This window comes from Ensifer sp. B1-9, from assembly GCF_050474445.1.
GTDB lineage: Bacteria > Pseudomonadota > Alphaproteobacteria > Rhizobiales > Rhizobiaceae > Ensifer.
In genome coordinates, this window is record NZ_JBCHVG010000014.1 from 192,333 (window position 1) to 212,500 (window position 20,168).

Here is a 20,168-nt window from a genome sequence, read left to right on the forward strand (position 1 = left end):
CGATGTCAACACGCGGATCAGCTGGTTAGCCGCCCCAAAGGACCTGGTCAGAGCCACGGCGGCAACGGGAGTCTATCTCGCTTCGCCGAGAGTGCGATCTTCAACGCCGGCTACGAGATCCGGAGTTTCGTTTGCCTGGGAATTCCGGCCATCGTTGCGACAAGCGCGTATCCGCCGCACTCGGTTATGCCGAGGCGACGGTGTTTTCACGCGGCGGCAGCCCGCTTCATCAAAAGCGTAGCGGGCGTCGGCAAAGCAATGAAGCCGGATTGACATGGTGATGCGAAGCGCATCTGGTCAGCAACATCGCTCTGTGATTCCTGCCGGATTGACGATCGATTTGTTGGCAACGACAGAGGGCCTGCTGGTCGATCCGTCTATAGCGGCAAAGCGGTCGCGGCGATTGTAGATCGTGCCTCAAGGGGCGAACTGAAAGGCCCCGTCGTCTTTTGGCATACAGGAGGATATCACGCGCTTTTCGATCCACGTCGCTTTCCCGATGGATCGTCACAGCTGGGGTCAATTCGTCTACTCCGTCGCAGGCGTCATCGAGCTCACTGTGAAAAGCAGTCGCTACGCTGCACCTCCAGACTTCGGCGTTTGGTTGCCGCCGGAGACCGAGCATCTTGCCTGGGCTGGTGACGAAACCTCATACCTGTTGCTGGACATCGAACAGAGGTTCTGCGACCGTCTTCCGGGTAAAGCCAGTATTCTCTCCGTTGGGCCCATCGCCAAAGCAATTCTTCTGGATCTGAAGAAGCGCGGCGTAGGCGAACCCCGAACTGCGGATGACGCGCGGTTGATGCGCGTTCTGATCGATCAACTCAGTGTCGGGTCGCCTCTGGAAGGCTTCCTGCCGATGCCGGATGATCGCGCTCTCAAGCCAGTGCTGGAAGCGCTCTGCAAGAACCCTGGTGATGGTCGTTCTCTGGAAGAATAGGACGAGACATGTCCACAGCACCGAGCGTACCTTGGCCCGGCGCTGCAAACGGGATCTTGGCATGAGTTTCTTGAAATGGCGGCAGCGGCTTCGCCTCTCCCGCGCGCTTGCCATGCTTGCAGATGGCTTTCCGGTGCAAACCGTGGCCCACAAGCTCGGGTACAGCACAACTTCCGCCTTCATTGCCATGTTTCAGTCGGCGACCGGCGCAACTCCAAATGCTTTTCGAGGCTTGGCGCGGAAGGAAGACGAAACCTCAAGCTGAGCCGCGGCTCGTCTTTAGATCAGCTGTCACGGCCAGAGAAGGCGGGGGCAGAGCCCCCGCAACATGTCAGAACTTACCGTTTTGATTCTTCCACTCGGCCTTGGCCGGAATGGTTTCAATCGTATCCCAATGCTCGGCGATCTTGCCGTTCTGGACGCGGAACAAGTCGTAAAATGACGTCAGCTTACCAGCGAATGTGCCTTCGCTGACCGTCAAAACAAAATCGCCTTTTCCCAGGACCCTGTGGACCCTGTCGTACTTCATGGTGATGCCGGCGTCTGCCATCGCCTTCAGTGCTGCGCCCAGCCCCGACAGGCCGTCAGCGATCTGCGGATTGTGCTGCACATAGCTGTCACCGTCGAAATAGTCGGTCAGCTTCTGCATACGGCCGTTGACGAGAATGTCGTCGACGAAAGAAGCAACTAAGGTTTTGTTTTCCTCCGTCTTATCGAGATCCCTGGCTTCACTCGGTCCATCGACCATCGTACGGCCGCTCGGATTCGGGCCTGCCGTCTCCTGAAGATTGTCCCAATGTTCAACGATTTTGCCGTCTTCGAAGCGGAAGATATCGAACCCAACCTTTGGTCCGAAGAAATCATAATCGGTATGGGCGAAAACGAAATCACCGTCCTGGAACACGCGCACCGTGTTCGCTTTGGCCGACCCCTTAGGAAGAGCAGCAAGAAGATCGCCAAAACCTTTCAAGCCGTCGGCTGCTCCGAGATTGTGTTGGATGTACTTTTCCGGATTGATCACGCCGACAGGCTCGGCCGCGCCGGTTTCGATAGCCTTGATCAGGTCGACGACCTGTTTTTCCTGCTTGGTCATACTGTTCTCCGTTGCATGAGTGGAGGTAACCGCCAGATTCGCTCCGAGGGGGAGGAACGCCGCCATCGCAAGCACGACACGGCGCGGGAACTTGGTTTTCATGATATGTAACCGTTTCTGTAACAGACCATATGTATCTACATTGGTCACATATATTTGTAAAGCTTCTACGGCGCTAGAAATCGGAATTTTGCTCAAACGGCTGAATTGAACTCGAAAATATCAGTGGCGAGGTCAGCGATGGTCGTGCGCGAGAGCTCGTGCTCCATCGCGGTTTGGACCTCCGTGAGGCGACGGCTTAGAACCTTGTTGATATTCCGGCCGACCGGGCATTGGGGGTTCGGTTGCTGGTGCAGTGGGAAAGCCACGAACTCTTCGTCGATTGCCCGATGCACGTCAAGCAACGTAATCGAGGAACCCGATCGCGCCAACAATGCGCCGCCACCGCTTCCCATCTGAGAGGTTGTCAACCCGGCTTTAGCCAGTTGCGAAAGGAGCCGTCGGATGAGCGTTGGATTTGTGTTGACGCTTGATGCGATGAGTTCGGAAGATGCGGGAGAACCCTCCTGGGACTGGAGAAAGGTCAGGATGTGCGTGGCAACTGAGAAGCGGGTATTCATGGCGACCTCGATATGTGCTTTACATAGGCACATATTGAATAGGCAAACACAATAGACAGGATAAATGATCACCAAACCGGGTAAATGCAGCTAAATGGCGTGGGAGCCAACTACGGCCAGTCGTGATAGTCAGACGACGTGGGGATGGGTGACCTTTGAGCCTCACTCAAGGAGCGCGCGGTATCGCGAAGGCGAATGACGATGACAAAAAGTACTTTCACCACCCAAGATGGCGCAAGCCTCCGGGTCGAGGGAATCGGTCTTTGAATAATGGACGATGCGACCCAAAACGATATCCCCGGCATCGTAGCTGAATGCGGCGGAGCGTCGTCCGACCCGCTGCCTTTCCAAGGCCTGGAGACCATGTTCATGTCGAAATCCCCGATGCCAATAGCGGAGCTCAGCCCCTCCGCTTGATCTGTCGATCATCGCGACTGGAGAGCTTTCGCAACAACTTTATCAGTCGTTCACGTTCCACGGGGGTAAGAGCCTCGGCCCACTTACGCTCGCGCTTATTGACGGCCGACCAGGCCCGTATGACCTTGGAGAAGCCTTCAGGCGTGATCGACAACATCATTCCCCTGCCATCGGTTGGGTGGGGTTCCTTCCTTACGATGCCGTTCTTTTCCAGCGTCTTCGTTATGTTCGATACGGTCGCGCGGCTCATATTGGTGACTGTTGGCAGCTTTGCTCCCTCGATTGTCTGGGACAGCGCGACCACGAACGCCAAGTGGAAGCTGGCGTTGGTGAAGCCGAACTTCCGGATCGCAGCGGATTCGAGATCGTAGTTCATCATTTCTGTCGTCTGCAGCAGCGTCAGGCTCAGCTCCATGGCAGCGGTATCGATGCCGTCTATGAGCTTGTTACCTGCCTCGAGATACTGAGCCAGGCATGCTGCACGATCAGTGCGTTCAATGGCCTCACGTAACAGGGAGCTTTCCCGTTCAATGCGCAAACGTGCGTTTTCGACGTCCATACGATTCTCCATCACCGGTCGAGATTTACCGGAAAAACGGCAACAAATGAAGGCGTTAGAGCGATTTCCGAGTGCTCGAAACAGCGCTGTTTAGCCGCCTTCCAAGAAAAACACGAGAGACCCATGAAATTCCTTTCGGCTTCCGGCATGCGAGATCCGATCGGGTGGCGACGCGACGGTGTCATAGCGACCAAGCTCGTTGGAATAATTCCCGGCAATCCTCAGCGCCGTCGACCCATTGCCTCGTGGTCGCCCTGAGTGGAGAAATGGGCCTCCGCTTGGGGCCGAGCTCATCTTTTCGAAGACAGCGGCAGACCCGTTCGGATCTCTTCCAACTCTGCCAAGGAAGTGCACCCGGACGCAGTTCGGAAGACGAGATAACGTTGTTCAAGAACAACGGCGGGGGCATCTCGACCTTTTCGCCATGGAGTAATCGTAAGCCGCACGTAGCTTCGATGGGCAGGGCCGATGGCCCTCCCCGCTCTCCTATCATGCCAGCAGGCTTCCCGATTATGCGCCTGTCTTAGAACGGACCCCGTGCTCCGGACGCGCGAGACCGAGGTGATCGCGCAGGGTTGGTCCGGAATATTGCTTGCGAAACAGGCCGCGTCGCTGGAGTTCGGGAACAACTTCCCTGGAAAAGCGCTCGAATTCATTCGGATGCTCATGAAAAATCATCATGAAACCATCACCGCCGCCTTGTTCGAACCAATTTTCCATCCTGTCCGCTACGTCTTTGGCCGTACCGCGAAAAGTCGGATGTCCGCGGTCATAGCGATTGACCAGCTGCCGCAACGACGGCCGCTCCTGTCGGACGATCGCTATGACCTTGTCAAAGTACGACTTCGAGTACTTCGCACTGTCGGGCAAGAGCTCAAGCGGGATAGGTTCATCGTAGTCAATCTTCGAAAGGTCGGCCTCAAGCTCTCCGGACAAAAGGAAGCGGCCGACGTCCGGGTGAATAGCTTCCTGCAGTGATTGGTACTTTTCGTCCGCCTCGGCACGGCTGTCACCGAGCACAACGGCAAAAGATGACAAGACCTTCAATGAGTGCTCTTCGCGGCCGAACTTGGCCATGCGCTCCATCAAGCCCTTGCGGAAGGCAATCGCTTCCTCAAGCGTGTCTGCATTACCAAACACGATCTCCGCCGTCTCAGCTGCAAGCTCTTGTCCGGTGGACGAAGCGCCCGCCTGAACGATCACGGGTCTTCCTTGAGGGCTACGAGCGATGTTGAGCGCGCCGTGCAACTTATAATTTGCCCCCTCATGGTGAACGGGATGCATCTTACTGGGTTCGAGATAGAGTCCGGATTTCCGATCCTTAATGAAGGCGTCGTCTTCGTAGGTGTCCCAGAGATCAAAAAGGAGTTTTACGAATTCGTTCGCCATCGCGTAACGATCGCTATGCGCGGGCAGTTCCTTTTGGCCGAAATTGCCCGCGACATAGGCGTTTGCCGATGTGACAACGTTCCAGGCCGCCCGTCCCCCCGACATATGGTCCAGGGACGAGAGCATACGAGCCAGATTGTAGGGCTCCGTAAACGTGGTCGAGACCGTTCCTGCGAGCCCAACATGCTTGGTCGCGCTCGCCAGGTTTGCGAGAAGCGTCATCGGCTCAAATTTGTTCATGAACATCGGATAACGGGCCCAGGCCTGCAGGTTATCCGTACGCGCCGCTGGCGTATCCGCCTCAAAAACGAGGTCGAAACACGCGGTCTCTGCCGCGGCGGCCATGTATCTGTAGTGGTTGATGTCGTTTGCGGCGTTCAGATTGGTAGTAGATTGCAGCCATGCCGCAGGATGCATTCCGTGTGGCTCCAGCAACAGGGCCAGGTGCATCTTCTTGTTCGCCATTTTCTTCTCCAAGAGCTTTCGTTTTGACCTGACAAGAGGGTACTGGCATTGCCACGGCCTCTCGCGAGGTACGGATTAGGCTTCGTAGCGATTGATTGGTGTCGAAAGGCCAAGATTGGTTCTTAAGGTCGAGCCTTCGTACCCCGTGCGGAAGAGACCCCGCCTTTGCAGCTCAGGCACAAGGAGCTGGGCAACATCCGTGAGACTCGACGGTAGCGACGGCAACATCAGAATGAAGCCATCCGCAGCTTCGCCTTTCATCCAGCCTTCCATGAAATCGGCCACCCGACCGGGCGATCCGAGAATTCCGTTCCCAGCCTGCTTTTCAGCGAACACTCGCACCAGCTCACGAAGCGTAAGCCCCTGACGCACGAATTCCGACATCGTCTCAAACAGGCTCTTAGAACCTTTCGCTTGCGTAGGAAGGCGTTCAACCGGGAATTTGTCGTCGAAGGAAATGTCCGAAAGGTCAGTTTCCAGAAACTGAGAGAGTACGGCCTTGCCGGCCTCGGGATGCATGGCCGAAAGAAGCTCCTCAAGCTTTGTTCGGGCAGCTTCATCGTTCTCGCCGACGATGATGTTGATGCCGGGGAGAACCTTTATCTGGTCCGGCGTGCGCCCAAACCTTTTCATGCGATTGTGCAAACTCTGTCGAAACGAGCGTGCCTTTTCGATCGTGCCCGCCACGGTGAACACGACGTCAGCGGTCTCGGCCGCAAAGTCCATTCCTTCTTCTGATCCCCCCGCCTGCGCGATCACAGGTTTTCCCTGCGGCGACCGCGAGATATTCAAAGGTCCCCTTACGCTGAAGTGTGGTCCTTTGTGGTTGAGCGGATGAACTTTGTTCGCGTCAAGGTAAACACCACGCTCCCGATCCAGCTTCAGGGCGTCGGACTCAAAGCTGTCCCACAGGCCATTCACGACTTCAAGATGTTCGCGGGCGCGCGCATAGCGCACTTCATGCGAATCCATCTGGTCCTTGCCAAAGTTGCGGGCGGCCGAGACGTGATCCGAAGTGACAACGTTCCATGCAGACCGTCCTCCGCTGAGGTGGTCCAATGACGCAAACTGGCGAGCCACATTAAATGGTTCGGTGAAGCTCGTTGATGCAGTAGCCGCCAATCCGATGTTCTTTGTGCTAGCGGCCAACGCTGAAAGCAGGGTGATCGGTTCGAACCGGTTCATGTGGGTCGGGACGCGGCTGCGGAACTCATAACTTCCTTCCGCGGACGCGGGCAAATCCGCAAAGAACAGGAAATCGAGCAGCGCATCCTCCGCTGTCCGGGCCAGCGTTTGGAAATATGGGAGGCTCGTCGCCGCATCCAGCGGGGAGCCCGGGTGCAGCCAGCCTGCGGGGCTGTGCCCAAATGCATAAACGAAAAGTCCCAAGCTCAGCTTTCGTTCGCTCATCTCACCTACCTGCTTTCATTGCTCAGCCACACCGACCGGGGGTGGCCAAAGACTGAGCGAGATGGAACTAGTTTGTCAATGCCTTTACATTCTTTGGATTTAGAATACGCTTCAAAAAATTCGACTTTCGTCGAAATTTTTGTATAGACATTGACAATCTCGTGTGTTCTTGTCCGAAAAAAACGGGGGAGCGAAGAGGTCGAACGAATGTTGTTCCACCTCGCAACGCTAGGCGGACCACCTGCTAAATTCAGTGTATTTCTCATGGGAGAAGAGCGTTGCACGACGTTGCATCGAAGCAAATACCACAAATTGCTGATCAAATCTCATTTGATCAGCATGGAGCCTTAAAGGCTAAAAGACACATTCCTTGGTCACAACTGACCTTTGCAGTGATTACTGTCGCAATAATACTGTGGCTTATCAGCGTATTTGCCTTTGCACCGACTATCCGCTGGAGCGTATTCGCAGAGTATCTTTTCCACCGCGAGATCCTTCAAGGTGCCCTGGCTACCTTGCAGCTAACAGCGATCAGCGTGGTTATCGCCTTTGCGATCGCGGTCGTACTGGCCTTCATGCGAGAGTCATCGAGCGGCATTCTTCGTGGTGCAAGTGCATTCTACGTTTGGATCTTTCGCGCCGTGCCGCTGCTGGTCCAACTCATTTTATGGTTCAACCTCGCGCTCATCTTCCCCGAGCTTGGCCTTCGAATTCCGTTCACCGACATCGGCGTCGGCTGGGACACCAATTCGGTCATAACACCCTTCATGGCAGCCATCTTTGGGTTGGCCCTGCATGAAGCGGCATACATGTCCGAAGTGGTGCGTGGCGGCATCCTGTCCGTGCCCAGAGGACAGACGGAGGCGGCTCTTTCGATCGGAATGACGCGCTTCCAGGTGATGAAAACAATCGTCCTGCCTCAGGCCACCCGGGTCATCATCCCTCCGGCCGCGAACCAGGTGATTATCCTGCTAAAGGGTAGCTCGGTCGTCTCGGTTATCGGCGGCGGCGATCTCCTGACCAACGCCCAGAATATCTATTCAATCAACTACGAGGTCATTCCGCTGCTGTTCGTAGCTTCCTTCTGGTACATGGTGATGATCGCATTCCTGAGCATTCTGCAGAGCTATCTCGAAACGTGGCAGCAGCGCTCCGTTCTTACCCAGCGAGCAGACCAACTGAACGCTGCGCAAGTTTCGGAGATGTAATATGAACGCCATCATCAAAATTCGTTCGCTGCGCAAAAACTTCCACGGTATCGAAGTTCTCAAGTCCATCGATCTGGATATCCACGCAGGAAAAGTGGTCTGCGTGCTCGGAGCATCCGGGAGCGGCAAAAGCACGATGCTCCGCTGCATCAACCAACTCGAGCATATCGACGGCGGCTACATCGACGTCGATGGCACGCTGGTGGGTTATGAGTGGTTCCAAGGGGAGCTGTATCAGGCGACCGAAAATACTATTGCGATACAACGGCGAACCTTCGGCATGGTGTTTCAGCAGTACAACCTTTTTCTGCATCTGACCGCACTCGAGAACGTTGCGATCGGCCTTATCAAGGTCCTGGGCATGCAACGCCGCGAGGCGGAGCTCATAGCCATGGAACATTTGTCGGCCGTCGGGCTACGCGACCACGTCCACAAGCACCCTTCCCAGCTGTCTGGCGGCCAACAGCAACGCGCAGCGATCGCGCGCGCTGTCGCGATGAACCCCCGGATCATGCTGTTCGACGAACCAACCAGCGCCCTTGATCCGCGCTGGGTCGGAGAGGTGCTTGAAGTGATACGCGGCCTGGCCTGCAAAGGCATGACGATGGTGATCGTCACACACGAAATGGCGTTCGCCCGGGAGATCTCAGACCACATCGTGGTCATGGCTGACGGCCAGATCATCAAGCAAGGACCACCTGACGAAATGTTCGACCACAACAACAAGCTAAAGTAAGGGGAAGCGACAATGCATATCAAAACGACGTTCAAAACAGCTCGGGCTCTGGCAACAACTGCAATCATTCTCTTGCCGGCGCTCAGCGCCCATGCTGACCCGGTGAAAGATGCACTTCCGGAGAAATTTCGGCAGGCTGGCGTACTGAAAGTGGGCGAGGTCTCGCCATACATCCCCTACATCTGGAAGGACGAGGCAACAGGTGAACTCACCGGGTTTGAAGTCGATGTCGGTCGGGCGATCGGGGAGCGACTGGGCGTCACGTGGGACATCACTGAGACCAAATGGGAAGGCCTTATCACTGGTGTAGGTGCGCAACGCTACGACGTTGGCGGCGCAGGCGCGTCCGACATTGAGGAACGCAGGAGCGTCGTCACCTTCATCAATTTCCAGCTCGATTCCATGGCCATTGTAGTCCTCGACAAGAACAAGGAACGCTTCCCGACTATCGATAGCCTCTGCGGGGAGAGCATCGGCACACTAAAGGGAACGGAAAACGTTACGATTGCTAGAGAAGTCTCAGACGATTGCGTAGCGAAGAAACTGCCCCCGCTAAAGCTGAATATGTACACGTCCATTCCTGACGCGGACTTGGCCCTTCGATCCGGCCGCGACGCAGCGCAGACCGTGCAAACGTCGCAAGCCAACTTTGTGATCCGCAGTGGAGAGCAACCTTGGACGATCGTGCAGGACGGCTACAAACCAACGGCTACCGGGTTCTATGTCTCTGCCAACAGCCCGGACCTTGCTAACGCAATTCAGCTTGCCGCCAAAGACCTATACCAGTCGGGCAAACTCCAATCGCTGATGGCCAAGTACGGTCTCGAAGGCAACACCTTCGAACCGATGATCAACGACATGCCCAAGCAATAGTATCCAGAGGTTCAACGTCAATGTCTCACCATGAATCCGCGCATTCGGCACCCCGTGTCGTTGCATTCTGTGGCAACAATCAAAGACCCTCGAAATCGAGGGCGCTTGTCGAAGCCGTGATCGAGGAACTGCAGTCTCTCGGGATCGAAAGTATCGACATCTACGATCTCATCGATCTCGGCAATTTGGGCGATGCCAAATGGAAGGGCGACCTTGAAGGCAAGCAGAAGGAGATCATTGACGCCATCGAGCATGCTGATGCGTTGATTGTCGGCACACCGGTCTACAAGGGATCCTATGCTGGCCTCTTCAAGCACGTCATCGACCTGCTCGACCAGGCCAGTCTCCGGGACAAACCGGTATGCATTACCGCCTGCGGAGGGGGGTATCGGCATGCTCTCGTGGTTGAGCACCAGCTTCGGCCGCTGTTCGGATTTTTCAACGCCTTGGCCCTCCCGACAGCCGTCTACGCTGGTGAGCCAGACTTCAAAGAGGGAAAACTGACCAATCCCGAGATCCGGGGCCGCGCGAAATGCGCCGCCCAAGAACTTGCGCGCCAGATTGTAACATTGAACTAGACCATCGATGGCCGGGCTTCATCTCATCACGGGAAGCCCGGCTTCCCACACCGAGAGTGTGAAGCGGCTGTTTCAGCACGTTACGACAACGCAAGCACAACGCAACATCTGTCCCATCCCAGCTACCAGTCCTAGCATGCGCTGATTCTTGGTACGCAAATTTTAGCTTTTGCGTATCAAAGGTGTTGACATATCGTTCAACCAAACTGTACAAACTGTTTACTCTGGCTAATCGCATTGTACAGTTTCACTGGGAAAGGAATGAGGACAATGCAAGCCGGCGAAAACATTCGTCATTTCAGATCAACACGGAAGCTTACCGTACGTAAGCTGGCAGAAGCAGCCGGCACGAGCCCCAGTCTGGTGAGCCAACTCGAGAACGGAAAAAGCGGTGCGAGCGTCGCCACGCTGATCCGTATCGCGAAGGCGCTCGGCGTCACGTTGGGTGATTTGGTGGGCGATAGCCAGACACCAGCATCCAATTCCCGGATCGTACGAAAAGCAGACCGTCCGTCGATAGACTGGGGGACCGCATCATCAAAACATCTCATAACCCCTCGCCCGTTTCAGCACATTGAAGCGTACGAGTTGATCCTCGTTCCTGGAGATCAGCTGGCGGAACTGACTTACGGCGACACCTTTGTGTTGGTCGTGGCGGTGTCTGGGAAGGCGATATTGCGCGTAAGCGGCGTCGAAGATGTTCTCAACGAAGGCGACAGTGCTTCTTTCTGGACGTCCGAGCCTCATAGCCTAGTCAACCATGGAGACGATAATTTCCGGGCAATCTTCTCTCTAAGTCCACCTGTAGTTGAACCATAGAAAGCATAAGAAATGAACGGGGAACGAGTGTTCGATGCGATTATTGTTGGGGGCGGCGTAGCGGGTTTGACAGCCGCACGCGAGCTGGCAGCGAAAGACAAGAAGGTGCTGCTTCTTGAAGCGAGAGAGCGGCTGGGAGGCCGACTTCATTCTCGTCCGTTCTGCGGCAGAGGTCCCGTAGTTGAGATTGGCGGCGCGTACTTCAAACCCGTGCCTGGGTCGTATGTTGGAAACGAAGTCGAGCGGTACGGCCTGGTCCTTGCTTCCCCGATCAAGTCAAAGGACGTGAAGTGGCTGCTCGATGGGACGATGTACGCGTCATCCGAATTAATTGAGGAGCACGGGGCCGAGATCGAAGCCGCGGCATTTCAGATCATCAGCGACGCAAAGCGCTTCGTTCCTGGAGTTCCCACTGCTGAACAGCCTGTTCCGGACCTCGACATTGCGGCAAGCGACTATCTCGACAGCCTGAATCTGTCCAAACCCGTCAGAGACTTCTTCGAGGCATGGGCCACGCAATACTCCGGCACCACGCTGGATGAAATATCGGCCGTGAGCGCGATCGGCCTGGTATTTTCGCGTGGAAACTCCATCATCAACCTTGTTTCCACGAACGCCTACATCTTCGAACAGGGTGCAAGCCAGCTCATCAACGCAATTGCAGCGGGGCTTGGAGAGGTCGACATCCGCTTCCGTTCGGTGGTTTCGTCAATCACGCAGGACGACGATGGCGTCACCGTTGAGCTATCCACAGGGCAGACGTTCCGCGGGCATTCGGCAATCTGCGCGGTGCCGGTCAACACGCTATCTGCAATTCGGTTCAATCCGCCACTCCGTCCTGAACAAGCACAATACGTTTCCAGGGGTCAACCTTGCCGCGGCGTAAAGCTTTGTGTCTCGATTACGGGAATGGAAGAACCCATTCTCCGGGCTGGGATGGGTGGACCACTCCAGCTGTTGCAGACCGTGCACAAGGATGAAAACCATCACTTGGTCGTCGGCTTCGGCATTGAAAAAGGTGGCCCGGACCTATCGAGCCAAGAGTCAGTCACTGCGGCCGTGAAGCATCTCGCTCCAGAAGCCCAAATCCTGCAGATCGAGGCGCATGACTGGAACCAGGACCCGTACGCATCCGGTGCCTGGGCGACGTTTCGTCCAGGCGAAATGAAAGACGCGTTGGTAATGCGCGCGCCGCACCGCCGAGTTCACTTTATAGGCGCAGATCTCTCCGACACGCGGGGCGTCGAGGGTGCGCTGAAGACGGCTTTCGATGTAGCTGAACTGTTGGAGGCGCGCTAATGCATACGAGCCACATCAAGCCTAACGGGTCCGCGAATCCGATCGTAAAGATCGACAATGTCTCCAAGCACTTCGGACCGCTGCAGGTTCTCAAAGACGTTAGCCTCAACGTTGCACCAGGCGAGGTGATCAGCGTAATTGGGCCGAGCGGATCGGGCAAAAGCACCCTTCTTCGCTGCGTCAACCATCTAAGCCCCCCTGACAAAGGCACCATCTTCTTTGAAGGAAGGCGCGTGGTCAGTGGTGCGCGAAACGGCGCGAACCAGAATGACAGCATCACGGCCCGCGAATTCCGTCGCAATCTCGGAATGGTATTCCAGTCGTTCGAGCTTTTCCCGCACATCACCATCCTGCAAAACGTGATGCTCGCTCAATTGCGCGTTCTCAATCGCACTCGAGCAGACGCTAAAGAGAAGGCGATGAGTCTGCTCTCAAAGGTAGGCATCGCTGACAAGGCACTAGAGTATCCGAAGCGTTGCTCGGGCGGCCAGCAGCAACGCGCGGCGATCGCGCGTGCCCTCGCCTTGGATCCGAAGGTAATCCTTTTCGACGAACCCACCTCCGCACTGGATCCGGAATATGGGGCGGAAGTTCTCAAGGTCATGCGCAGCCTTGCCGATCAAGGCATGACGATGGTGGTGGTCACCCACGAGATGGGGTTTGCGAAGGAAGTGTCCGACCGCGTCGTGGTTATGGCAGACGGCAGCATCATCGAGATCGGTGCGCCTAGGCACCTATTCGAGGCCCCGAGTCACGAACGTACGCAACGCTTCCTTTCCGCTGTATTGGGACGGTGAGATGTTGCACTATTTTCTGACCCTCGCACCCGGCATCGCATGGACGATTATCGTCACCGGGCTATCGCTGATCGTCGGCATCGTACTTGGGCTTCCAATCGCGCTCATGCGCAGGTCTCCGATCGCGGCACTGCGGTTCATCGGTCGTTTCCTGATCGAGTTGTTCCGCGGGATTCCATCGATCGTCCTTTTGTTCATCGTGTTCTACGGGATCGGCTCCGGAAGAATCCAGGTCTCGCCGTTGGCGGCGGCTGTCGTAACGCTCGGCCTGGTGTGCTCTGCTTATATGGCGGAGGTCTATCGGTCCGCCTTCGGCTCAATTACTTTTGGTCAATGGGAAGCGTCTGAAGTCATCGGCCTGACCAAGTGGGATACACTCTGGCACGTTATTCTGCCCCAGGCGGTGCGGGTAGCGATTCCCTCGATGGCCACGATCGCAATTGGCACACTCAAGGATTCGGCTGTCGCCTCGACAGTCGGTGTCATCGACGTGACGGCTCTCGCGGTCATCCAAACCAACCAAACGCTTGAAGGGATCAAGATCTACACGATCGCGGCGTTGATCTACATCGGGTTGTCCGCTCCCTTCGCCGTTTCTTCGCGCTGGCTCCATGCAAAGCTTTCGAAGAGGGTGTCACGATGATGACTGATGTACTTAGCACCTGGATCGAAGCCCTGCCCCATCTTGCCTCTGGTTTGCTGGTAAGCCTCCAGATCTGCGTAATGAGCCTAGCCGTAGGTGTCCCCGCAGGCTTGTTTTTCGCAATCCTGCAAAAGGCGGGTCCTAAACCCCTCGGGTGGTTGATTGTAGGCCTGGTAGAGATTGGGCGCGGCGCACCCGCACTCGTGATCCTTTATCTGGCCTACTTCGGCTTACCCGAAATCGGGATCTCGGCATCGGCTACCGCTGCCGCTGTGGCTGGTCTCGGCTTCTCGACGGCCGCCTATACCAGTGAAATGTTTCGAGCCGCGCTCGAGTCCGTCCCGGGGGAACAGCTGGAAGCAGCTGACGTTCTGGGACTGGGCACCTTTGACAAGTATCGCTTCGTCGTGTTGCCGCTGGCACTTCGTGTCGCGATACCACCCGTTCTTGGCTTCTGCATCGTGCTCTTTCAAGGAACATCGTTGTGTTTCGCGATCGCGGTGCCGGAGATGCTGAGCAAAGCTTACAACTTCGCCAGCATCACATTCAGATACCTGCCAGTGCTGACGCTTGCAGGACTGATCTACGCTTCGATCGCGGTGATCGCAGCGCAATTGGTGGGAGGAATCGAGGAGCGCATGTCGCGTTACCTCTAGGGCCCCTTCAACTTAAATTCGGGGAAATGAACCATGACTAGCTTTGCAAAGCTGCCGACACGCGTCGGCGGAACGGTCCTTGCTGCGCTTGTGGCAGGCATGATGGCAACAACTGCCCACGCTGAGGAATGCACGCCTAAGCATAAATTCGAAACGATAGTGCCCGGCACTCTGACCGTTGCTGTCGTCTCCGTTAGTCCGATCATCGAACTCAAGGACGGAAAACTTGGAGGGTTTGAAGGAGCAATCCTCAACGAGTTTGCGCGTGTTGAGTGCCTGAAGATCGACGCTCAGGAAATCGCTGGCGCGGGCATCATTCCTGCGGTCCAGGCGAAGCGTGTCGATCTTGCTACAGGAGGCTGGTATCGCTCGAAACGCCGTCAAGAAATCGTGGCAATGTCCTACCCGACAATGGTCTCGAAGTCGGCGCTCGTTAGCACGAGCGGGGATTTTCCGACGTACGAGTCCGCCAAAGGACATCTCGTCGGGACCCCCCAAGGCAACCTGTGGGTGGCTGAAGCGCAAGCCTACTATGGCGACAACATGAAGATCTACCAAAGCTTTGACCAAGTGTTTGCGGATCTGCGCGCTGGCCGCGTTGAGGTCGCGCTGGTCCCCTACGAGCTTGCAGAGCGCGTTGCCAAAGACGGCAGCGTTCCCAACGCTAAAGTCACCGTCCCGGAAGGAATCGCCGAGATCTCTACCACGATGAAGGTGCCGCAGGTCGGCTTCCCTCACGTGCTTGATAATCCAGACTTCACCGCGGCACTAGACGCCGACATTAAGGAAATGCACGAGAACGGCCTGATCAAGAAGGCGTTGGAAGAGGTCGGAATTCCGACTGATCTAGCCGAGACCGGTGAACCCTACTTTATCGACTAACACATTGCTTGGGGCTTCTGTCAGCTCACCTGGTGGGGGCCCCCGCAAAGACGCATACTCAAAACTATGGAGAGAAGTTCAATGTCGCAGTATTTGATCGAGAACGTGACCGCTGATGGTTTGCTCGTTCCCTCGCTTGTAGCCAACGACGGAACGGTGTCGCATCATCGCGAAATCCTAAAGAGCCATCTTCTTGATCTGGGCCTCAATATGTGGCGCGCCAGCCCTGGCATCTACAACTACGAAGGACATCCTAAGGGTGAAACCTTCGTCGTGATCTCGGGTGAGGCTGATATCCTCATTAACGGGGCGGAGACCCATCATCTGACGGCTGGAAGCGTTGTTTCGCTGCCGCCGAACACGCCGTCCGAAATGACAGTGCAGGCACTTCTGCACAAGGTCTCTCTCAACATGACGAGGGGCTAAAGCACTGGAATGCCCGGGAATGTCTCGTTGGACATGGAACCTTTGTCGTCGTGGCTCTGCGTGAAGTGGCGTGGCATCCAATCTTTCCTTTCCGGAAGCATGACCGCTTGACCGCTGGATGACACGATCACTTCTGTAGACCGGCAGCGCTTCTCGTCGGCAGCGCTGCCGATATACAGAGGAAGTACGTCCGCCGAAGTGGATGTTCTTCGGCGGAATCTGTTCGGGTTTGCAATCTTGAAGCCGCCAGTCCTATGCGCGCCGGCAAAGGTCATTCGTGACTTTGGACAGCAAGTTCTGTGCCACTGTAATTCCCGACTCGATCGCCCCGTCGATGTAGCCAGGACGCACTTCCGACACATCCGATCCGCAGAAAAAGATGTTCCCGTGTGGACGCCTGAGGGCCTCCTCGTGCCCGGTCGAGAAACCAGGAGGGTAAACCGCCCAAGTCCCTTGCGAGAACTCATCTGTGAACCAGTCGTGCATGTCGGCAGCAACCACCTCTGCTTCGGGCAGATATTGCTGTAGCAGGGCGCTGACTGCCGATAGATCTCGGATGTCTGGGCGCTCACCGTGTCCAAAGCCTACGAGCAAGGCATCCTCGCCCCGCTCGTCGACCGTGAAGAGATGGTTGAACGGGCCTGGAGCGCCTATGCTGAAAACACCGCCAAGCACATTTCTGGCAACCATCCAGAGCTTGAATCCGCTTCCGGCGTGCCGCACAGACAACGCCGCCTTTTTGTCTGCATCCAATTCGGGCTCGAAAGCAATGCTTGCTAGAGTACTCGTCGGTACAGCGCAAATTACTGCTTTAGCGCGATAGTTCTGCGAGTCTGTTACGACCCTTACGCCATCTTCGACTGTCACGATTTGGCGTACTGGGGAGTTCAGAAGGACTTTCGCCTGAGAATCCTGGGCGATCGATTGGACAAGATCGAGAGTCCCATTCTTGAAACGTGGACCCAGCATGACGGTATTGGTCATGCCCATAAACGTACCGCCGGCGCGGCTTATCAGCCGCGACACGAACAAGGCGGACATGTTGCTCCAATCGGATGATGAAAGACCCGTCCACCATCCTTCCAGCACTCCCAACGTTTCACTAGGGAGCCGAAGATCTTCGAAAAAGGACGGCAGAGAGACGTCGAGTTCCTTCTGGGCCTCTAAATCTAGACCACGGTCCACTTGGCTTGCAGCGTTGTCCATACGGCCTATCGCTCGCTCTAACTCTGCGAGCTGTTCAAATGGCACAGGCAAGGCGGACCTCCGCACGCCAGCAGGAGACCGCCAGATAAGATGCTTGGGAGCCGAAGTATCTGCTTCGATAAGTTCGACGCCATAGCGACGCACCTCAGCCATGACAAAGGCTTCATCTGCGCTCAACCACCCCCCGCCCATTTCGACATCGAAACCTGCAATACGATCCTTTTCGTACCAAGTGCGGCCACCCAGTCGATTACGGGCTTCCAGAACGATCACATCGACACCAGCAGAACTGAGTTCGCGAGCCGCCGTGACACCTCCGAAGCCACCGCCGATGACAATCACATCGGTTGAAATCTCCTCGCTCACGCCCCGACCTCCACGACGAACTTCTTGAACGGCTTTGTGATCCGCCAGTTGGTTTGCGTGCCAGCCGCCACCGAAATGATGTCCCCCTGTCGGAGGGTAATTTGGGATCCATCCTGGAAGGTCATTTCAAGCTCGCCCTCCAAAACGAGAAACGTCTCATCGTTCATTGCGTATTCCGATGATGCCGGACGGCTATTCCAATCTGAAGCCGGACAGGTATTCCGATGTCGTGCCGGACACGGTTCCGATTTGAAGCCGGACAGTCGGTGTGCCTCTGGGTCGTTGTTTTGAATGGCTCGTGATTGTCGCGCGGTCAAGCGGCGGATGGTGTTTGACGCTGCTTTCGCAAGCTCTCGCCGGAAAGTTCGATGCGGTAGGCGTTGTGCACGAGGCGGTCGAGGATCGCATCGGCGATGGTTGGATTGCCGATCATGTCGTACCAGTGATCGACGGGCACCTGACTGGTGACGATGGTCGATCGCCTTTCGTATCGGTCCTCGACGATTTCCAGGAGATCACGACGCTGCTCGTCGTTGAGCTTTTCCGGACCCCAGTCGTCCAGGATGAGCAGGTCGGTTCTGGCGAGCGCCTTGAGCACCTTGGAATATCGGCCGTCGCCGCGCGAGAGCGCAAGGGTGGCGAACAGCCTTGGAAGTCGGTGATAGGCGACGGAGAAGTCCTCGCGGCATGCCTTGTTTCCGAGCGCGCAGGCAAGCCAGCTCTTTCCGACGCCGGCGGGTCCGATCAACAGCAGGCTATGGCGCTGAGAGATCCAGTCGCAGCCGGCGAGCTTCATGAAGAGATTGCGGTCCAGGCCGCGGGCGGCACGGAAGTCAGCGTTCTCGATCTGGGCGTCATGGCGCAGCTTTGCGGCGCGGGCTCTCGCCTCGAATCGCTTCTGGCGGCGTGTGGTCGCTTCGCGTTCGAGCAGCAGTGCAAGCCATTCGCCATGCTCGAGGTGTCTCGCTTCCGTTTGCGCCTCGAGTTCCTGATAGGCACTGGCCATGCCTGTCAGGCCGAGTTCGCGCAGCATGTCGATGGTCGGATTGGTCAGCATCGATTGGTGTCTCCTCAATGAAAGTAGCCGGGGCCACGCAGATTGGCGTGTTCCATGACGGCGGCGGGTTCGGTGGGTCTGGTGGCCTTGTGGGTGGCGATGAGCGAGGCAATCGTCTTGCAGGTCAGGCCGCCGATCTCGACGGCCCGTGCCGAAACGGCCTCGGCGCGCTCGCGGCCGAGGTCGCGATAGAGGCGCAGGATGCCGAGGCAGGTTCTGAAGCCCTGCTCGGGATGTGGCCGGCTGGCGAGAATGGCGACGATCAACCCTTCGGTCTGCGGACCGATGGAGGCGCCCCAGCGCCGGAATCGCTCCGGCGTCCATTCGGCGTATCGGCGGTGGGAGCTCGGCATGTGCGCAGGGTCTGTTCCATAGCGCGGCCCGCCATAGCGGCGCTGATGGACCGCGACGCGTTTGCCGCGGTGGAAGATCTCGATCATCCGCGCGGTCGCCCGGATATCGACCTGCTGGCGAATGAGCGCGTGCGGGACGGAATAGAAGAAGGTCTTGAACTCGGCATGGTAGTCCGTCGAGACCCGCGCAAAGCGCCATTCAGCGAACTCGTACTCCTCGGCGGGCAAGCTTGCGAGCGCCGCGCGTTCGACCGTCTCGAAGAGATGCCGGCGGCTGACACCCAACCGGCGCATGACATGATTGTTGATGCGCTCCAGCACCTCGGTGATCGCGGCATTGGCCTCGGCGAGCGAGAAGAAAGTCTGCTTGCGCAAGCGACCGAGAATGCAGCTCTGGGCGAAGCGCACACCGTTCTCGACCTTGGCCTTCTTTCAAGTCCCGGACTGCAGTTCGTACTGACACTCAAGCGCGCATAGAGTTCGAGGTCACACACCCGTTCCATCCGTGGCGCGGCCAGCGCTTCGTGCTGTCGACACGCAAACAGAACTGGGGCGAAGACCGCGTCATGTTCTACGACGTTCAGGGACGGTTGCGTTCGCTGCCGGCCTCGTGGACCGATGTCAATGAGGCTGACCTGTTCAGTCAGGTTGCTGCGGGTCGGTCCTTCTCCCGCCCAGACGATCTGTCGGCGCTGGCGTCATTGATTGATCGCATTAAGAGCCGTCAGGAAGAGTGAAGAGGCGTCAAGTAAATTACGCCGCGAATGTAAGGCTAATTATGCCGCGCGCGCGATGCGAACGGCCATCAATCAAGGGCATTTCGCCTGTGAGGACTGGGATATCAATGATAATAGAGATAGAATTTAATTGACGTGTGATCTGTATGCGGCATAATTTAGATTACACAAGGAGGCTCCCGTGACCAAAGAAAGCAAGCCCGATCGCCTGCGCCAGATGGGCGCTCTGAACCCCAAGCCCGAGGGCGTCCGCGCCCCCTGGTTCCGGGAAGCAGGTTTCTTTGATCCGCTCGATCTCGTGCAAGTGAAGTATGAGATGCTTCGGCACGCCCGCGAAGACGGCACCAACAAAGCGGACGCGGCCGCGCTTTTCGGGTTGTCGCGGCAGACCTACTATCAAGCGGAGGCCGCGTTCGAGCGCGATGGCATGTCTGGCCTCTTGCCGCGCACCCGCGGGCCGAAGTCAGCCCACAAGCTTACTGGCGAGGTCATGCGTCTCGTCGAGGAGCACCTCGATGCGAACGGCCAACTGCAGGCCCGTTCTCTGGCGGACCTGGTGCATGCGAGACTGGGCATCAGCGTCCATCCGCGCAGCATTGAACGCGCGGTGGCGCGTAAAAAAAAACGATGAAGAGCCGA

Annotated in this window: 24 protein-coding genes; 15 read left to right on the forward strand and 9 right to left on the reverse strand. The window is 56.8% G+C overall.

What is annotated here, in order from left to right; translation table 11 throughout:
- The first annotated feature begins 499 nt into the window (after positions 1 to 499).
- Both ACQ5BM_RS25875 and ACQ5BM_RS25880 read left to right on the forward strand, forming a co-directional pair.
- Positions 500 to 940 (forward strand): AraC family ligand binding domain-containing protein, encoded by a 441-nt coding sequence (locus ACQ5BM_RS25875; RefSeq protein WP_429817549.1) that lies wholly within the window; start codon positions 500 to 502, stop codon positions 938 to 940.
- A 61-nt stretch (positions 941 to 1,001) separates the two neighbouring features.
- Positions 1,002 to 1,205, forward strand: a complete 204-nt coding sequence (locus ACQ5BM_RS25880) for a helix-turn-helix domain-containing protein (RefSeq protein WP_429817656.1) — start codon at positions 1,002 to 1,004, stop codon at positions 1,203 to 1,205.
- 66 nt (positions 1,206 to 1,271) lie between these two features.
- Here ACQ5BM_RS25880 and ACQ5BM_RS25885 read toward each other — a convergent pair whose 3' ends face one another.
- The 5 genes from ACQ5BM_RS25885 to ACQ5BM_RS25905 form a co-directional block, all read right to left on the reverse strand.
- Positions 1,272 to 2,135: a nuclear transport factor 2 family protein gene (locus tag ACQ5BM_RS25885; RefSeq protein ID WP_429817551.1), complete on the reverse strand. Its 864-nt coding sequence runs from the start codon at positions 2,133 to 2,135 to the stop codon at positions 1,272 to 1,274.
- A gap of 92 nt (positions 2,136 to 2,227) precedes the next feature.
- Positions 2,228 to 2,653 (reverse strand): Rrf2 family transcriptional regulator, encoded by a 426-nt coding sequence (locus ACQ5BM_RS25890; RefSeq protein ID WP_429817553.1) that lies wholly within the window; start codon positions 2,651 to 2,653, stop codon positions 2,228 to 2,230.
- 400 nt (positions 2,654 to 3,053) lie between these two features.
- On the reverse strand, positions 3,054 to 3,629 hold the full coding sequence (locus tag ACQ5BM_RS25895; RefSeq protein WP_429817555.1) for a MarR family winged helix-turn-helix transcriptional regulator: 576 nt from the start codon (positions 3,627 to 3,629) through the stop codon (positions 3,054 to 3,056).
- A gap of 510 nt (positions 3,630 to 4,139) precedes the next feature.
- Entirely contained in the window at positions 4,140 to 5,483 is a 1,344-nt protein-coding gene (locus tag ACQ5BM_RS25900) for an LLM class flavin-dependent oxidoreductase (RefSeq protein ID WP_429817557.1), read from the reverse strand.
- Between the two features lie 75 nt (positions 5,484 to 5,558).
- Positions 5,559 to 6,893 carry an LLM class flavin-dependent oxidoreductase gene (locus ACQ5BM_RS25905; RefSeq protein WP_429817559.1) on the reverse strand — a complete coding sequence of 445 codons (1,335 nt, stop codon included), beginning with the start codon at positions 6,891 to 6,893 and terminating at the stop codon, positions 5,559 to 5,561.
- A gap of 278 nt (positions 6,894 to 7,171) precedes the next feature.
- Between ACQ5BM_RS25905 and ACQ5BM_RS25910 the strand changes: the two genes are divergently transcribed.
- From ACQ5BM_RS25910 to ACQ5BM_RS25960, 11 genes are all read left to right on the forward strand, one after another.
- The gene (locus ACQ5BM_RS25910) at positions 7,172 to 8,101 is read left to right on the forward strand and encodes an amino acid ABC transporter permease (RefSeq protein ID WP_429817561.1); all 930 of its coding nucleotides are present in this window, start codon (positions 7,172 to 7,174) and stop codon (positions 8,099 to 8,101) included.
- A 1-nt stretch (position 8,102) separates the two neighbouring features.
- Positions 8,103 to 8,837: an amino acid ABC transporter ATP-binding protein gene (locus ACQ5BM_RS25915; protein WP_429817563.1), complete on the forward strand. Its 735-nt coding sequence runs from the start codon at positions 8,103 to 8,105 to the stop codon at positions 8,835 to 8,837.
- A gap of 12 nt (positions 8,838 to 8,849) precedes the next feature.
- Entirely contained in the window at positions 8,850 to 9,710 is an 861-nt protein-coding gene (locus ACQ5BM_RS25920; RefSeq protein WP_429817564.1) for a transporter substrate-binding domain-containing protein, read from the forward strand.
- 20 nt (positions 9,711 to 9,730) lie between these two features.
- On the forward strand, positions 9,731 to 10,288 hold the full coding sequence (msuE, locus tag ACQ5BM_RS25925; RefSeq protein WP_429817566.1) for an FMN reductase: 558 nt from the start codon (positions 9,731 to 9,733) through the stop codon (positions 10,286 to 10,288).
- Between the two features lie 270 nt (positions 10,289 to 10,558).
- A complete protein-coding gene (locus ACQ5BM_RS25930) occupies positions 10,559 to 11,107 on the forward strand; it encodes a helix-turn-helix domain-containing protein (RefSeq protein ID WP_429817568.1) in 549 nt (182 codons plus the stop codon).
- Positions 11,108 to 11,119: 12 nt separating this feature from the next.
- The gene (locus ACQ5BM_RS25935; RefSeq protein WP_429817570.1) at positions 11,120 to 12,406 is read left to right on the forward strand and encodes a flavin monoamine oxidase family protein; all 1,287 of its coding nucleotides are present in this window, start codon (positions 11,120 to 11,122) and stop codon (positions 12,404 to 12,406) included.
- Positions 12,406 to 13,203, forward strand: coding sequence for an amino acid ABC transporter ATP-binding protein (locus ACQ5BM_RS25940; RefSeq protein ID WP_429817572.1), 798 nt, complete (start codon positions 12,406 to 12,408; stop codon positions 13,201 to 13,203). Before ACQ5BM_RS25935 ends, ACQ5BM_RS25940 begins: the two co-directional genes overlap by 1 nt.
- 1 nt (position 13,204) lies before the next feature.
- Positions 13,205 to 13,846 (forward strand): amino acid ABC transporter permease, encoded by a 642-nt coding sequence (locus tag ACQ5BM_RS25945; RefSeq protein WP_429817573.1) that lies wholly within the window; start codon positions 13,205 to 13,207, stop codon positions 13,844 to 13,846.
- Entirely contained in the window at positions 13,843 to 14,502 is a 660-nt protein-coding gene (locus ACQ5BM_RS25950; RefSeq protein ID WP_429817575.1) for an amino acid ABC transporter permease, read from the forward strand. The genes ACQ5BM_RS25945 and ACQ5BM_RS25950 overlap by 4 nt, the downstream gene beginning before the upstream one ends.
- A 33-nt stretch (positions 14,503 to 14,535) precedes the next feature.
- Positions 14,536 to 15,384 carry a substrate-binding periplasmic protein gene (locus ACQ5BM_RS25955; RefSeq protein ID WP_429817577.1) on the forward strand — a complete coding sequence of 283 codons (849 nt, stop codon included), beginning with the start codon at positions 14,536 to 14,538 and terminating at the stop codon, positions 15,382 to 15,384.
- Between the two features lie 81 nt (positions 15,385 to 15,465).
- Complete coding sequence (locus ACQ5BM_RS25960; protein ID WP_429817579.1) at positions 15,466 to 15,810, forward strand: cupin domain-containing protein; 345 nt, start codon at positions 15,466 to 15,468, stop codon at positions 15,808 to 15,810.
- Positions 15,811 to 16,062: 252 nt separating this feature from the next.
- On the opposite strand, the gene ACQ5BM_RS25965 is transcribed toward ACQ5BM_RS25960, so the two are convergent.
- The 4 genes from ACQ5BM_RS25965 to ACQ5BM_RS25980 form a co-directional block, all read right to left on the reverse strand.
- Positions 16,063 to 17,382: a flavin monoamine oxidase family protein gene (locus tag ACQ5BM_RS25965; protein WP_429817581.1), complete on the reverse strand. Its 1,320-nt coding sequence runs from the start codon at positions 17,380 to 17,382 to the stop codon at positions 16,063 to 16,065.
- Positions 17,379 to 17,549: a cupin domain-containing protein gene (locus tag ACQ5BM_RS25970; protein ID WP_429817583.1), complete on the reverse strand. Its 171-nt coding sequence runs from the start codon at positions 17,547 to 17,549 to the stop codon at positions 17,379 to 17,381. The genes ACQ5BM_RS25965 and ACQ5BM_RS25970 overlap by 4 nt, the downstream gene beginning before the upstream one ends.
- 146 nt (positions 17,550 to 17,695) lie before the next feature.
- Complete coding sequence (gene istB / locus ACQ5BM_RS25975; protein WP_429817585.1) at positions 17,696 to 18,439, reverse strand: IS21-like element helper ATPase IstB; 744 nt, start codon at positions 18,437 to 18,439, stop codon at positions 17,696 to 17,698.
- Between the two features lie 14 nt (positions 18,440 to 18,453).
- Entirely contained in the window at positions 18,454 to 19,200 is a 747-nt protein-coding gene (locus ACQ5BM_RS25980) for a Mu transposase domain-containing protein (protein WP_429817587.1), read from the reverse strand.
- Between the two features lie 65 nt (positions 19,201 to 19,265).
- On the opposite strand from ACQ5BM_RS25980, the gene ACQ5BM_RS25985 reads away from it, so the two are divergent.
- A complete protein-coding gene (locus ACQ5BM_RS25985; protein ID WP_429817658.1) occupies positions 19,266 to 19,529 on the forward strand; it encodes a DUF5372 family protein in 264 nt (87 codons plus the stop codon).
- Between the two features lie 181 nt (positions 19,530 to 19,710).
- Positions 19,711 to 20,160, forward strand: coding sequence for a helix-turn-helix domain-containing protein (locus tag ACQ5BM_RS25990; protein ID WP_018210163.1), 450 nt, complete (start codon positions 19,711 to 19,713; stop codon positions 20,158 to 20,160).
- Positions 20,161 to 20,168 lie beyond the last annotated feature (8 nt).

Coding starts and splice junctions, on each gene's coding strand:
- ACQ5BM_RS25875 (WP_429817549.1), top strand. CDS start 500: ATGGATCGTCACAGCTGGGGTCAATTCGTCTACTCCGTCGCAGGCGTC.
- ACQ5BM_RS25890 (WP_429817553.1), bottom strand. CDS start 2,653: ATGAATACCCGCTTCTCAGTTGCCACGCACATCCTGACCTTTCTCCAG.
- ACQ5BM_RS25960 (WP_429817579.1), top strand. CDS start 15,466: ATGTCGCAGTATTTGATCGAGAACGTGACCGCTGATGGTTTGCTCGTT.
- ACQ5BM_RS25915 (WP_429817563.1), top strand. CDS start 8,103: ATGAACGCCATCATCAAAATTCGTTCGCTGCGCAAAAACTTCCACGGT.
- ACQ5BM_RS25940 (WP_429817572.1), top strand. CDS start 12,406: ATGCATACGAGCCACATCAAGCCTAACGGGTCCGCGAATCCGATCGTA.
- ACQ5BM_RS25880 (WP_429817656.1), top strand. CDS start 1,002: ATGAGTTTCTTGAAATGGCGGCAGCGGCTTCGCCTCTCCCGCGCGCTT.
- ACQ5BM_RS25950 (WP_429817575.1), top strand. CDS start 13,843: ATGATGACTGATGTACTTAGCACCTGGATCGAAGCCCTGCCCCATCTT.
- ACQ5BM_RS25970 (WP_429817583.1), bottom strand. CDS start 17,549: ATGAACGATGAGACGTTTCTCGTTTTGGAGGGCGAGCTTGAAATGACC.
- ACQ5BM_RS25920 (WP_429817564.1), top strand. CDS start 8,850: ATGCATATCAAAACGACGTTCAAAACAGCTCGGGCTCTGGCAACAACT.
- ACQ5BM_RS25935 (WP_429817570.1), top strand. CDS start 11,120: ATGAACGGGGAACGAGTGTTCGATGCGATTATTGTTGGGGGCGGCGTA.
- ACQ5BM_RS25930 (WP_429817568.1), top strand. CDS start 10,559: ATGCAAGCCGGCGAAAACATTCGTCATTTCAGATCAACACGGAAGCTT.
- ACQ5BM_RS25900 (WP_429817557.1), bottom strand. CDS start 5,483: ATGGCGAACAAGAAGATGCACCTGGCCCTGTTGCTGGAGCCACACGGA.
- ACQ5BM_RS25905 (WP_429817559.1), bottom strand. CDS start 6,893: ATGAGCGAACGAAAGCTGAGCTTGGGACTTTTCGTTTATGCATTTGGG.
- ACQ5BM_RS25945 (WP_429817573.1), top strand. CDS start 13,205: ATGTTGCACTATTTTCTGACCCTCGCACCCGGCATCGCATGGACGATT.
- msuE (WP_429817566.1), top strand. CDS start 9,731: ATGTCTCACCATGAATCCGCGCATTCGGCACCCCGTGTCGTTGCATTC.
- istB (WP_429817585.1), bottom strand. CDS start 18,439: ATGCTGACCAATCCGACCATCGACATGCTGCGCGAACTCGGCCTGACA.
- ACQ5BM_RS25955 (WP_429817577.1), top strand. CDS start 14,536: ATGACTAGCTTTGCAAAGCTGCCGACACGCGTCGGCGGAACGGTCCTT.
- ACQ5BM_RS25895 (WP_429817555.1), bottom strand. CDS start 3,629: ATGGACGTCGAAAACGCACGTTTGCGCATTGAACGGGAAAGCTCCCTG.
- ACQ5BM_RS25885 (WP_429817551.1), bottom strand. CDS start 2,135: ATGAAAACCAAGTTCCCGCGCCGTGTCGTGCTTGCGATGGCGGCGTTC.